Origin of the sequence: Microvirga sp. 17 mud 1-3, from assembly GCF_003151255.1 — a bacterium.
Lineage (GTDB): Bacteria > Pseudomonadota > Alphaproteobacteria > Rhizobiales > Beijerinckiaceae > Microvirga.
Window position 1 is genome coordinate 2361891 of the sequence record NZ_CP029481.1, and the last position, 13596, is coordinate 2375486.

A 13596-nucleotide genomic window follows, 5' to 3' on the forward strand; every position below is an offset into this window, starting at 1 on the left:
GATCACGCTGCTCCTTCTGAACCGGTTTTACGCAGTTCGTAACGCTCGCCGAGCAGGTCCGCCATCGCGCGTCCGATGGCATCGAACGACAGGATGGTGAGGGTCAAAATCAGGCCCGGCAGAACCGCATAGTATGGGGCCTCGTGCAGATAGGACTTGCCGGATCGCAGCATCTCGCCCCAGCTCGGAGTTGGCGGCGCGACGCCGACCCCAAGGAAGGCCAAGGCCGCCTCAAGGAGGATCGCGACCGAACACAGTACCACGACCTGCACCAGGATCGGGCTCCAGGAATTTGGCAGGATGGTCCGGAACATGTTGTACCGGGCGCTGCCGCCGAAGGCCTCCACGGCCACCACGAAGTCTCGGCTTCGCAATGTCAGCGTCTGTGCCCGCGTAATGCGGGCAAAGCTCGGGATGCCGGTGATCCCGACCGCGATGATCGCCGCGACTTGGCTGCGACCGAGGATCGCGATCAGCGCCATTGCAAAGAGAATGGCCGGCAGCGTCATCATCACGTCGACGAGACGCATGAGTGTCGCATCGCGCCACCCACCGAAGAACCCGCTGACCAGCCCCATGGGCACACCAACGGCGGCCGCAATGACGACAGCGCCTGCGGCCGTGGTCAGGGAGGTTCGTGCGCCATAGACCACACGGGCGAAAATGTCCCGGCCGAGCTCATCGGTTCCGAACCAATTGGTGCTGGATGGACCTTTCAAGGCATCGACCAAGCGCTGCCGGAACGGATCGAAGGGCAGCAGATCCGCAAAAACTGCCATGAGCGAGACGAAAAGCAAGAAGGCAAGTGCCGCCGCCGCCCCCTTATGTCGCCACAGCGCGCGAATGAAAGTGCCGATACGGCTCGACGCAGCACTCATTCTCCAAACTCCATCGAAGCCCTGCGGATTGTGGGACCCGCTTGAGCAACATCGGGATAGTGGCAGGCGACGAGGGTCGAGGCTCCCGGCAGATGCAGCGCACCCGGGACTTCCCGGCGGCAGCGGTCGTTTGCCCGGAAGCACCGGGGATGGAAGGTGCAGCCCGGTGGCGGAGCTGCAGGATTGGGAATCTCGCCTTCGAGAACGATGCGCCGTCGCGTACGGCCGTAGGATGGATCAGCCACCGGTGCCGCCGACAGCAAGCTCTGAGTATAGGGATGGCTCGGCGCGTCGTAGAGCTCATCCCGCGTTGCCTGCTCGATGATGCGGCCGAGATACATGACGGCGACACGATCCGAAATGTGCTGCACGACCGACAGGTTGTGGGAGATGAAGAGATAGGCGAGCCGCAGCTCCTTCTGCAGGTCCTGAAGCAGGTTGAGAACCTGCGCCTGAATGGAGACATCAAGCGCCGATACGGGCTCGTCGAGGATGAGCAGGCGCGGGTTGAGGGCAAGCGCCCGGGCGATCCCGATACGCTGGCGCTGCCCGCCCGAGAACTCGCTCGGATAGCGACCGAACATGGTTCGCGACAGGCCGACCATTTCGAACAGCTCGGCGATACGCCTTGCCCCGCCCGCTTCCTCGTAAAGGCCGTGCAGGCGCAGGGGCTCAGCCACAATCTCCTCTACCGGCAGAACCGGATTGAGGGCCGCATAGGGATCCTGGAAGACATATTGCATCCACCTGCGTGCCTCGCGCATTCGTCCGGCGGACAGGTTGAGAATCGAGCGCCCCTCGAAGCGTACGTCTCCCCCGGAGGCCGGAATGAGACCCATGATGGAGCGGGCGGTGGTCGTCTTCCCGCAGCCGGACTCACCGACAAGGCTCACCGTCTCGCCCGCCCGCACCGTGAGACTGACCCCGTCCACGGCGCGTACCCATCCGACGACGCGCTTGAGAATGCCCGCCCGCACCGGAAAGTGAACCTTCAGGGCATCAATTTCGAGGAGAGGCTGCCCGATTGAGCTGCTCGTGGGAGCGACAAACTCTTCTCGGCGCAAGCTAACGGGGGCCCGCGTCTCATCGACGAAATGGCATGCCGCCTTGTGCCCGCTTCCGACGGATCGCAGTGGAGGCTCCTCCGTCCGGCACGGGGCACGGTCGCTGCCGAGGGCACAACGCGGATGGAAGGGGCAACCACCTGGGAGTGTCTCCGCCGTGGCCGGCTGGCCCGGGATAGCGTCTAATCTTGTACCGACCCCCTCGCCCCGCGGAATGCTGCGGAGCAGAGCCCGGGTATAAGGATGGCGGGGCGAGGAGAAAATCTCGTCGACGGTGCCGGTTTCGACGATGCGTCCGGCATACATGACCGCAACGCGGTGAGCGACCTCGGCGACCACACCGAGATCATGGGTGATCAGGATGACGGCGGCGGAAGTATCCGCCTGCCGGCGCTGGAGAAGCGACAGGACCTGCGCCTGGACGGTCACATCAAGGGCCGTAGTCGGCTCGTCCGCAATGATGAGCCTCGGCCGGCCCGCCATAGCCATGGCAATCACCGCCCGCTGGCGCATCCCGCCCGAAAACTGGTGCGGATATTGCTGAACCCGGTTGACCGGATCGGCAATGTCCACCTCTCGCAGCAGCTCGGCAGCGCGCTCATTCGCGTCGGAGGGTTTGAGGCGGCCGTGAGTAACCTCGCCCTCCACAATCTGGCGCCCGACGCGCAGGACAGGGTTCAACGTTGTGGCCGGGTCCTGGAAGATGAATCCAAGGTCTCGGCCCCTCACCTGTCGTAGGGTTTCGGGGGCCGCGCCCACGATCTCAGTCCCCCCGAGGCGGATCGAACCCGAGACCCTTGCGCCACCCGGCAGCAGTCCGGCGACAGCAAGAGACGTAACACTCTTGCCGGAACCGGATTCGCCAACAATGCAGAACACCTCGTTCGCGAACACGTCGAAACTGATGCCGCGTACGACGGACACCGATTTCTCGGTGCCGCCGAACGCGACAGTCAGATCACGCACGGACAGAATTGGCGTCGTCAACGGCGCGCCCTGTACTTGCGCGAGAACGTCACTGGCGACCACCTCATTTCTTCAATCCGATCGTGCGGGCCACGAACAGGTTGTCAATGTCCGGGGTAAACCCGTCGAGCTTGGGCGAGGACACGATGAGTCCCACATCGTAGGAGTTGGTTGGAATGGCGAACGCGCTCTTCACCAGCACACGGTTGAGGTTGTCGTACGCTGCCTTGACCTCCTCCTGAGAGCCATAGGTGGTATTGACCCGCTCGATCGCCGCCACGTAATCCGGGAATGGATGCGGCTCCTTCAGGACCGGATTGTCCTTGGTGCGATAAATGCTGTTGGTGGCGACGCGGGACGGAAACTTCTGCACGTTGCCCACGCCACCAAAAGTGGCCTGGTAGTCACCGGCGAGCTGCGCCTTCACGTATTCGGAACCTTCCAGCACATCGAGCTTTACGTCGATCCCAACCTCGGCCAGCGTGCTCTGCACGATTTGGCTGATCACCACCGTCGGCTGGTCGGTCCCGTAGACGAGAAGTTTCCAGTTGCTCATCTGCTCCTTCGAGAGCCCCGATTCCGCGAGGAGCGCCTTGGCCTTCCCGGGGTTGTAGGCAAACTCCTTGAGATAGGCCGCATCGAAGGCCGGGCTCGCGGGCGCCCAAGGAAGCGCGACCGGCTCGCCGAGACCGGCGTAACCGACCCGCAGAATACCTTCGCGATCCATCAGGTAGTTGAAGGCCTGGCGGAATTTCTCGTTGTTGAACGGCGGGCGGGTTGTGTTGATGCGGAACACCTGCACCAAGGGTCCCGGCCCACGCGTGACGGTGAATCCGGAATCGCGCAGACGTACGGCGCTCCGGGCGCCACCACCATAGATGATATCGGCCGCGCCGGATTCCAGCGCCGCGCTCGCGGCTGCATCGTCGCTGAAGACCGTGAAACGGATCTCCTGGCTGACGGGCTCGCCCTCGCGCCAATACTTCGGATTGGCCTTGAGCGTCACGCTCTGGCCGACGGCGCGTCCGGCCAGCATGTAGGCACCGGTGCCGGCGGGCTTGGTCTCAACTGTATCGATGCCGGCCGCCTCGATGGGCATCGTGAACTGGAGGAGATCGAGGATCTGGCGCTCCGGTACCGAGTTCTTGAAATTGATGACGATGGTCTGCTCGTCCGGCGTCGTCCAATCCTGGACGATGCCCATGGTCGCATAGACGTTTTTGCCCTTCGCCGGATCAGACGCTTTTTTGAGCGTTGCGGCCACATCCGCCGAGGTCAGCGGCGCCCCGCTATGGAACAGAACCCCTTTCCGCAATGTGACGCGCACCGACTTGTTGTTCTCGCCGATGGACCATTCCGTCGCGAGGCTCGGCACGGCTTTTCCGTCGGCCGTGTATTCGATGAGACTGTCGTAGAGGTTCTTGATGAGATGGAAATTGACGAGCGAGAACTGCATCGGGTCGAAGTTGGTCATGTCGGCGACAACCGCGACCCGAAGCGTCGTGCCCTTGAGCTTCTGCGCATGAGCATGGTCCGGAGCAGCAACGGCCGCCATCGCGGCAAAAGCGAACGCTCCTAGAACTTTGGTGAATGGGATACGCCTGTTTCTCATGGCAACGCTCCTGGTCCTCTGGTTTATGAACTTTTTCACGTCTTGGGCCTGCCGAGGCGTAACCTCGGCAAAGTCGAAATCCGGCTGCCCGGCGGCAGCCTTGCCCGACGTTTTGCTCCGCCTCCCCACGTTACGCCGGGTTTTCCTGGTCGTGACGTCACGGAGTTGCATCGTTTAGAATGCACGACGGGCCGTGCGACTAGGCTAGAAGCCGGTTGGCGCTAAGGTCAACGCCACCCGGTTTCGCCTTGAGAAACAACCTCAGGCAAGCCCAACCGTGTCGAAGCGCCTGTTTCCGTAGATCTTCTCAACGATCCGATTGGCGGACGCCCTCAAGGCAGCGGCGGCTTCAAGGCGGCGCGTTGGCGCCAGGCGCGGCTCCGGGGCAGACAGGCTGATGGCAGCGACCGGCCGCCCGCAATCATCGAGGATGGGCACGCCGATGCACATGTGGCCGTCTTCATTCTCGCCCATGTCCAGCGCATATCCCTGCTGACGAATGTGATCGACCTGCCTGCGCAGGAAGCGGCCGTCCGTCACGGTGTGGATCGTCCGTGCCGGGAGAAGCGGCATACAAAGTGCTTCAAATTCGTCGTCAGGGAGATGCGCCGCAATGGCCTTTCCCAGCGAGGTGGAGTGGATCGGATGGCGCTGCCCCACCCGTGCCTCCGTCCGCGGCGCGCGGCCCCGGTCGACGATATCGATGTAGACAATGGCCTTCTGCGCCAGAATGGCGAGATTGATCGTTTCACCGAACCGTTCGGAGAGATCGTGCATTTCCGGCTGCACGGCATTACGGAGCCGTTGCAGGCTGCGGTCGACATCAGCAAGGTGACGAAAGCGCGGCCCCGCGCGATAGCGGTCACGATGCAGATCGTATTCCAGGAAGGAGGCGGCGGAAAGCGTCTGGAGATATCGGAAGACGGTGGTCTTAGGCAGCTTGAGTCCTTTGACTGTCTCCGTCAGGGTCACGTCCCGCCCCTGCTTCGTCACGTAGTCGAGCACCTCCAGCGCCTTCATCACCGGCTGAACGATGTAGTCTTGGCCGTCCTTACGCATCGGTCTCCTCCACATCGGGCCGGAAGCGGCTCCGGCCCTCGCCATCTCCCCCGTCGGGGCTTCAGAAGAACGTCTTCACCGCCTTGAGAACATTGTAGTCCTCGTCGACGGCCAGCAGCAGTGACCAACGGTCGAAGGTCGTGCATGGGTGGCCGATGCCGAACCCTACGAGGTCACCGACCTGGAGATCGCTGCCCTCCGGCAATTCCAGATGACAATGCTGATCATTGAGGGCGGCGGTCTTGTACCCGGGCGGCATCGGCCGAGGCCCCTCCATCGCGCTGCCTGGACGGTACCAGTATTGAGGAATCGGCAGGCCCGCATCGAAGCCGACATCGCGCTTGCCCATGGACAGGAGAGCCCGCCTCGCCTCAGGCACGGATTGAACCTGTGCCCAGACCTCAAGGGCCGGAACGAGACCGCCCGGTGGCAGGGTAAGCCGGGTCTGCTGACAGATCCGCTCGAAGGCAGCCGCGTAACCCATGCAGTCATGCGTCAGATAGCAGCCGGACCGCAGCACCCGCAGGACCGGCGCCGGGAAGTCGTGGGCGTTGAAGCGCTCACCGACCCGATCGAAGAAGGCAGATCCGCCGGCGCTGATGATGACCGATCCGCTGCTTGGCAGCAGGCCCTCTGTGATGGCCTGCCGCGCAAGGTCGGCGACCACGTCCAGAAGCTCGTCTGCTGCCTCTGGGGTCGGCAACAGGCCCTCGAAGCATTCGAATCCAGCGAGTGCGAGCCCCTCCGTCGCGGCGATCTTTCGGGCAAGCGCCAGCGCCGTCTCCGGGGTGCGGGCACCGGTGCGTCCGCCCGGGAACCCGACCTCCACGAGCACGCGCAGCGGATTGTCTGCGGGCGGCTGAGCACGGCCCGCCCCTTCGGCAAGCTGTCTCAGCCCCTCTTCCCCGTCCACGAGACAATAGAGCTCGAATTCTCTGTCCGCGAGGGCGGCGAAACAGGCATCCACGGCCTGCCGGCCGATTGGCTGATTAGCCATCAGGACGCGGCGTACGCCGAAATGCCGGCACACCTGCATCTGCTGAACCGTGGCGACCGTGATCGCCCAGGCACCGTCGGCAATCTGCAGGTCGAACAGGTAAGGCGCCATGGTGGTTTTGCCATGGGGAGCGATCACCAGCCCGTTCGCCTCTGTGAATGCAGCCATCCAGGCGCTGTTGGCCTCCACACGGGCCTGGCGGATCACCGCCGCCGGCATCGGCACGTCGCCTCTCAGAACATTCCAACCCTGGGCGCCGATATCTCCAAGCCGCAATGCGGGCGCGTCGAAGGGAAGACCCTTGGTGAGTGGGTCAACCGTTTGCGCATCGAGCGCCGCGATATCGAGACGGGGAATCAAAGCCATGGGTGGGGATCCAGAGGAGCTAGCGGGCGACGCGCCTTACGATACTCGACCTTTGTCGCATCGTAGGGATAGGGGCCGCCGGTATTGAGATAATGGACTTTCGCGGCAATCGGCGCGAAGGCCGCGTAGAAGTGGTTGGATGACTTGACCACGACGATCTTCTTCCGCGCAAGATCGATGCCTAGCTTTGTAAAGGCAGGCGGACTGAAAGTCTGGGCTCTTCCGCTTACGAGCACGACGTCGAGCTCCCCGATAGAGATGGCCGCAGCCGGACCGAGCGAGACGACGCTCTCCTCGAAGGGGATCATAAGCTCGTCGCTCACTCCCTTCACGACGACTTCCGCGTCAATGGGCGAGCCCGATTGTGGGGTCGCCTTGCCGCAGAAGCGCAAGGGGATGCGGGCTCCAACCCCGGCAGCACGACAGAGGGATACGGCCACCGGGTCCCACAGCGCGCCGATAGCGGCCGGAATATCCGGATGTTTCAGGAGCGTCTCGATCATCACGGTCGAGTCCCCGGCAACCCCGCCGCCCGGATTATCCCACCGGTCGGCGAAGACGATCGGCTGTCCCGGCTCCGCGAGCGCCTGCTCGACCGCCTCCTCGGGCGTATAATGATACGGTCCGGGCGCCTTGCGTTGCCACCCGAGGATCTCCCGACCGAGGGACTCAGCCAGCGCGTCTGCCTTTGAGCGGTTCTCCTCACCATCGGCGATAACAAGCACCTTGGTGCCAACGTCGTAGACATCAGCGGCCTGAAAGCCGTGAGCGACGGAAATGCTGAGAATACCGTCCCTGCCCTCCATGGCCATGATACGGTCCACAAAACTGCGGCCGGGCTCGCTGCTCGTCATGAATCCCGACATGGAGCGGCAATCGAAGACGGCGGGAACAGGCTTCACCTCGCGGCGGGCGGCCCGCAGGCAGAGGTCGACGAGATCCTCCGCCCTATCGAGGAAGTCAATGTGCGGGAATTCCTTGAAGGCCAGAAGTACGTCGGCGGCCGCGACACGCTTCTGTGTGAGGTGGCAATGCATGTCGAGTTCAGCGCCGATCACGCAATCGGGCCCGACCATTTCGCGAACCCTTGCCAGAAGGTCTCCCTCGCAATCGTCATAATCGCGCGCGACCATGGCGCCGTGCAGACCGAACAGAGCAACATCGACAGGCATGGCCGCCTTGAGCTGACCGAGGATCTCGTCCCGCAGGGATTCGTACGCCTCCCGTGAGACCAGTCCCGCTGGTTCTGCCCATGTGGCCGTGCCTTCGATCAGCGTGAAACCATCCGTTTCAGCCCGCCGTCGCGCAGCGACCATCGGCGCGGAGCAGAGCGTCGGAGTCGGCGGGTGCTCTCCGGGCGGGCAATAGAAAGCCTCCTCAAAGGCGCGGCGATCGACGAACAGCGGCGAGAAGGTGTTCGTCTCGGTGGCGAGCGAAGCAACGAAGACACGCAAATCTGACCCTCCGAAGCGATGTTCCATATTGTAGTATGCTGCTCTCGAACATCGCCACAAGATTAACCGCTAGGATTTTCGCCATGTCAACTACTCTCATGTTGTAGCGACTGTTTCGATTGAAATGATGACTTGCGTGACGCCGAACGTTCGTGTTCACTTCTCCGGCCACGTAACTCGTTGTGGTTCTATAATGTAGGATGGCCTGAACAGACATCGCCTGCGATGTCCCGTGAAGGCCTCCCGGACGGAGATGCGTCCGTCAGAGGACAAGGTCAGCTGCGGCTGATGGGGAACGTCGATTTCAGCCTGGATACATCAAATGGCCAAGCGCAGGATTCTGTTTGCGGGTCTCTTCCATGAGACCCACACATTCGTCGATGAGATCACGGGACTCGACGATTTCACTGTCTATCGCGGCGAGGAGATTCTCCGCCGACGCGGCGACGGCTCGACCACGGACGGATTTCTCGAGGTCGCCGAAGCTCGTGGCTGGGAAGTAGTGCCGATCTGCGAATATGCGGCCCTGCCATCCGGCACCGTGGATCATGCGGTGTTCGAGACATACTGCGCCGAGGTCGAGAGCGGGTTGCGCCAAGCCCTCGCGGGCACCGGACTTGATGGAATCTGGCTCGGGCTGCACGGGGCCATGGTGACGACTGAGTGCGAGGATCCCGAAGGGGAGCTGCTTGCCCGCCTGCGCTCAGTTCCAGGCGCAGAGAACCTTCCGGTCTTCGGCGTATTCGACCTGCACGCCACCTTCACGGCCAAAATGGCGCAGCACGCCAACGGCCTTGTCGCCTATAGGGAAAATCCGCACTCAGACGCTCGCGAATCCGCGGTCCGCTCGGCCCATCTCCTCGCGCGGGCGCTCGATGAGGGGAGCTCGCCACGGATGTACGCTCGCATCGCTCCGATCATGTGGCCCCCGCCGGGGACCGGGACGGCGGACAGTCCGATGCGCGACCTTGCGGCTCTCGCACGGCAGATCGAGGCGGAAAACCCGGACATCTGGGTCGCGAACATTGTCGCTGGTTACGCCTTCTCGGACGTTCCCGATGCGGGCGTCGCCTTCTCGGTCGCGACGACTGGCGAGGAGGCTGGCGCGACAGACGCCCTCGACCGGCTTGAGGCGCTCGCGATCTCCATGCGTGAGCTCGGCCTTCCCCAGGAATGGGATCTCGACCAGGCATTAGCTGAGATCAGCACTCGCGACGGTGGCCCCTGGATCGTTGTCGAACCGGCCGACAATATCGGTGGTGGCGCGCCCGGAGACGACACGGCGGTCCTGCGCGGCTTCCTGCGCCATGGTCTACGCAACTGCGCCGTGGCAATCGCCGATGCCGCAGCCGTGCAAAGCCTCGCAGATGCCAAGCAGGGCGAAAAGCGACGCCTGTCGATCGGCGGCAAGGGCAGCCGTCTCGGGGCCGCTCCCCTCGAGGTAGACGCGGAGTTCATCAGTCGCAGTGACGGCCGCTTCACGTTGGAAGACCGCAATAGCCACCTTGCAGCCTCCCGCGGCATCCATTTCTCGATGGGTCCCTCGGCCGTTATTCGCGTCGACGGCGTCACTGTGCTGTTGACCAGCCGCAAGACGCCGCCTTTCGATCTGGCCCAATTCCGCTCCCAGGGGATCATCCCCGAGGACCTCTTCGCCATCGGGGTGAAAGCGGCCGTTGCTCATCGGAAGGCTTATGATCCCATCATGGCTGGAAGCTACACCGTCAGCACGCCCGGGCCCTGCACCAGCGCCATTGCGACGCTCGACTATCGCCGCCTGCGCAAACCTGTTTTCCCCATCAGCGATCGGAGCACCCAATGAGCATCGAATATCCCGGCAAATCGGACACGCCGCGCTCGCACCTCCCCTTCAGCCCTGCGACCCAGGTCGGCGATCTTCTCTTCGTCTCCGGACAGGCTTCGGTCGACGTCACAGGAAAAATCGTCTCGGATACATTCGAGGGCGAGATGCGACGTTCCATCGAGAACTTGCGAAAGGTTCTGGAGGATGCCGATAGCGACCTTGCTCATGTGGTGCAGACCCGCAACTACGTCCGCGATCCAGAGGACGTAGCGGAGTTCAACCGGATTTACCGTGAGTACTTCTCTGCCCCCTTCCCGGCTCGCACGACCATCACGAATTGCCTCGGGCCCAACCTTCGCTACGAGATCGATTGCGTGGCGGTCGTGAAGACGAAGCGTAGCTGAATATCCCGTTCCGCGCGGGTTTCCGCCCCGCGGAACGGGCAAGCATTTACTTTGCGGGTCGGCTCGGGCCTGTTGTTGCAAAATCCCCTGAGGAGCATTCAAGCCACATGTCTTCCCTTGCTGAATCGACACGCGCACGCGGTAACAATCCCCTCTCGTTCGACAAGTCTGCGGAGCTGATCGAACGTAACGCCCAATGGATGGCGGGCGGCGTCAACAGCAACTTTCGCCTGAACATCTCGCCGACTCCTCTCGTCTTCGAGCGCGGCGAGGGCCCGTGGCTCTACGATGCCGATGGCAACAAGCTGATCGACTATTACCTGGGCATGGGACCGATGATCCTCGGCCACAAGCCGCAGGCACTGGTCGACGCCGTGAAGCAGGAGGTCGAGAAAGGCTTCCTCTTCGCAGGCCAGACCGCGGTAGAGGCCGAGGCGGCGCGGCTCGTGTGCGAACTCGTTCCCTCGGCCGAGCGCATGCGGTTCGGCTGCTCGGGCTCCGAGGTCGATCAAGCGGCTATCCGTCTTGCCCGTGCCGCGACGGGCCGTAAGAAGATCATCAAGTTCGAAGGCCATTATCACGGCTGGTTCGACAACGTGCTGTGGTCGACAGCCCCGGCCCTCAATGCGGCGGGCCCGGAGAATGCGCCGGTCCCGGTTGCCGGTAGCAAGGGCCAGCTTACGGAAACCGCAGACGCCCTTGTGGTTCTGCCGTGGAACAACCTGGACCTGCTGGTGGAGCGGCTTGCACAGGGGGACATCGCCGGCGTCATCATGGAAGCGGCGATGTGCAACGCGGGCGCCGTACACCCCGCGCCAGGCTATCTCGAAGGCGTGCGCGAGGCCTGCACGCGATACGGTACCATCCTCATTTTCGACGAGGTGATCACGGGCTTTCGCCTTGCACCCGGGGGCGCGCAGGGGCGTTTCGGCGTGACACCCGACCTCTCCACTTTCGGCAAGGCCATCGCCAACGGCTTCCCTGTCGCGGCCATCGCCGGGCGGGCCGACCTCATGGACATGTTCGCCACCGGTGGCGTTGTGCATGGCGGCACCTACAATGCGCAGCCCATCGCCATGGCGGCCACGGTTGCGACCCTCAAGTCGCTGAAGCCTTCGCTCTATGCGACCTTGGAGGAACGCGGCGGACGGCTCATGTCGGGCATGCGCGAGATCTTTGACCGCGCCGGGGTACGTGCGCAGGTCGCCGGCTTTCCGCAGGTCTTCCACGTGGCCCTCGGCCTCGATGCGCCGGCGCGGAACTACCGCGATCTCGCCCGAATGGACCGGCCGGCCTATGTCGCGCTCACGACGGCTTTGCTGCACCGCGGCGTGCGTGCCCTGGAGCGCGGCGCCTGGTTCCTCTCCATCGAGCACGGCGACGCGGTGATCGACGAAACCCTCCTGGCCGTCGAGGATTCCGTGCGCGAGCTCAAAGCCAAGGGAGTTCTCCCGACCGGAGACTCCCGCAAGTAACCTGCCATCGCGCGCCGGGACAGACAGCATGCGCCTTTTCGTCGCCACACTCGGGACCGAGACGAACACCTTCTCGTTTTTTCCGACCGGAATCGAGGACTTCAAGGATACGCTCTGGTGCGAGGGGGACATCGAGTCGATCCCCTCCTCGCCCTGGTCGGCACCGGCACAGATCTGGGTTGAGCGTGCGCGCGAGCAAGGCTGGGAGGTGACCCAGAGCCTCTTCGCCTTCGCGTCACCGGCCGGACCGACGACGCGGGCGGCCTATGAATCGATGCGCGACCGCATCCTTGACGACTTGAAGGCCGCTGGCCCTGTCGACGCGATCCTCCTTTTCCTACACGGGGCGATGGTGGCTGACGGCTACGACGATTGCGAGGGCGACCTTGTCTCGCGCATGCGCGCGCTCGTCGGCACCGCTACGAAGATTGGGATCGAGCTCGATCTCCATGCCCATATCGACCACACTCTTCTCGATGCGGCCGACATCATCGTAATCTACAAGACCTATCCGCATATCGACCATTCGGAGCGGGCCGAGGATCTTTTCGATCTTACGCGGCGGACCCTCGCGGGGGAAATCGAACCGAGGATGGCCCTGTTCGATTGCCGGACCATGGGACTGTTTCCGACGACTATGGAAGGGCCAATGATCGCCTTCACGCAGGCGATGTTCGATGCGGAGGGCAAAGACGGCATCCTGTCTCTATCCCTGAACCACGGTTTTCCCTGGGCGGACGTTCCCCTAGCGGGCGCGAAGATGCTGGCGGTCGCCGACGGCGATTTGGCGCTGGCCGAGCGTGCCGCGCGCGACTTTGGCGAGCGGTTCTATCGCATCCGCAAGGCCGCCATGCTGCCGTTTACTCCCTTCGAGGAGGCCATCGCGGAGGCCAAGATCGAGGGCGACAAGCCGCTCCTGATTGCCGATACGTCCGATCAGATCGGCAGCGGCGCCCCGGGAGACACAACTTATGTCCTGCGGGCCTTCGTCGAAGCCGGCATTCGCAATGCGGCGATTGCGCCCCTCTGGGACCCGCTCGCCGTCCGAATCTGCTTCCAGGTGGGGGTCGGCGCGCAGATCAAGCTACGCATCGGCGGAAAGTTCGATCCGAATTCCGGCCCGTCCTTCGATGCGGACGCCGAGGTCCGCTTCCTGAAGAAGGATGCCTATCAGGACCATATCAACGACGAGCGCATCGACATCGGTGATGTCGCGGTCGTACGGGTGGAAGGCATCGACATCCTGTTGACGACGCAGCGTACCAATCTCTATTCGCTCAGCCTTCTTACGCTGCACGGCATCACCTTCGATGACAAGCAGGTGGTCTCGATCAAGAACCTCTACAAGCACAAGGATCTCTTCGTCGACAACACGCGCAAGCAGCTTTTCGTGGCAACGCCTGGGACAAGTAATCCGGATTGGTCTGCCCTGCCCTTCCAGCGCCTGCCCCGGCCCATCTGGCCGCTGGATCCTGATCCGCTAGGGCTCGACTGACGTTATCCCCTGCCGCGCCGTC

The 13596-nt window shown here is 63.2% G+C and carries 10 protein-coding genes; 4 read left to right on the forward strand and 6 right to left on the reverse strand.

The annotated features are described in order from the left end of the window. Positions 1–2: 2 nt before the first annotated feature. The 6 genes from C4E04_RS11265 to C4E04_RS11290 form a co-directional block, all read right to left on the reverse strand. Positions 3–878 carry an ABC transporter permease gene (locus tag C4E04_RS11265; RefSeq protein ID WP_109597567.1) on the reverse strand — a complete coding sequence of 292 codons (876 nt, stop codon included), beginning with the start codon at positions 876–878 and terminating at the stop codon, positions 3–5. After that, the gene (locus C4E04_RS11270) at positions 875–2929 is read right to left on the reverse strand and encodes an ABC transporter ATP-binding protein (RefSeq protein ID WP_109601032.1); all 2055 of its coding nucleotides are present in this window, start codon (positions 2927–2929) and stop codon (positions 875–877) included. Before C4E04_RS11270 ends, C4E04_RS11265 begins: the two co-directional genes overlap by 4 nt. A 43-nt stretch (positions 2930–2972) precedes the next feature. Then, positions 2973–4520 carry an ABC transporter substrate-binding protein gene (locus tag C4E04_RS11275; RefSeq protein ID WP_109597568.1) on the reverse strand — a complete coding sequence of 516 codons (1548 nt, stop codon included), beginning with the start codon at positions 4518–4520 and terminating at the stop codon, positions 2973–2975. Between the two features lie 261 nt (positions 4521–4781). Further along, a complete protein-coding gene (locus C4E04_RS11280; protein WP_109597569.1) occupies positions 4782–5579 on the reverse strand; it encodes an IclR family transcriptional regulator in 798 nt (265 codons plus the stop codon). Between the two features lie 61 nt (positions 5580–5640). After that, positions 5641–6942 carry an alanine racemase gene (locus C4E04_RS11285; protein ID WP_109597570.1) on the reverse strand — a complete coding sequence of 434 codons (1302 nt, stop codon included), beginning with the start codon at positions 6940–6942 and terminating at the stop codon, positions 5641–5643. After that, positions 6933–8396 (reverse strand): M81 family metallopeptidase, encoded by a 1464-nt coding sequence (locus C4E04_RS11290; protein ID WP_109597572.1) that lies wholly within the window; start codon positions 8394–8396, stop codon positions 6933–6935. The genes C4E04_RS11285 and C4E04_RS11290 overlap by 10 nt, the downstream gene beginning before the upstream one ends. A 322-nt stretch (positions 8397–8718) precedes the next feature. Here C4E04_RS11290 and C4E04_RS11295 point away from each other — a divergent pair, with 322 nt between their 5' ends. The 4 genes from C4E04_RS11295 to C4E04_RS11310 all read left to right on the forward strand — a co-directional run bounded on the left by C4E04_RS11295 (position 8719) and on the right by C4E04_RS11310 (position 13574). After that, positions 8719–10218: a M81 family metallopeptidase gene (locus tag C4E04_RS11295; protein ID WP_109597573.1), complete on the forward strand. Its 1500-nt coding sequence runs from the start codon at positions 8719–8721 to the stop codon at positions 10216–10218. After that, positions 10215–10604, forward strand: coding sequence for a RidA family protein (locus C4E04_RS11300; RefSeq protein WP_109597574.1), 390 nt, complete (start codon positions 10215–10217; stop codon positions 10602–10604). The genes C4E04_RS11295 and C4E04_RS11300 overlap by 4 nt, the downstream gene beginning before the upstream one ends. 107 nt (positions 10605–10711) lie before the next feature. Beyond that, positions 10712–12079, forward strand: a complete 1368-nt coding sequence (locus tag C4E04_RS11305; RefSeq protein WP_109597575.1) for an aspartate aminotransferase family protein — start codon at positions 10712–10714, stop codon at positions 12077–12079. Between the two features lie 28 nt (positions 12080–12107). Further along, positions 12108–13574, forward strand: coding sequence for a M81 family metallopeptidase (locus tag C4E04_RS11310; protein ID WP_109597576.1), 1467 nt, complete (start codon positions 12108–12110; stop codon positions 13572–13574). Positions 13575–13596: the final 22 nt, after the last annotated feature.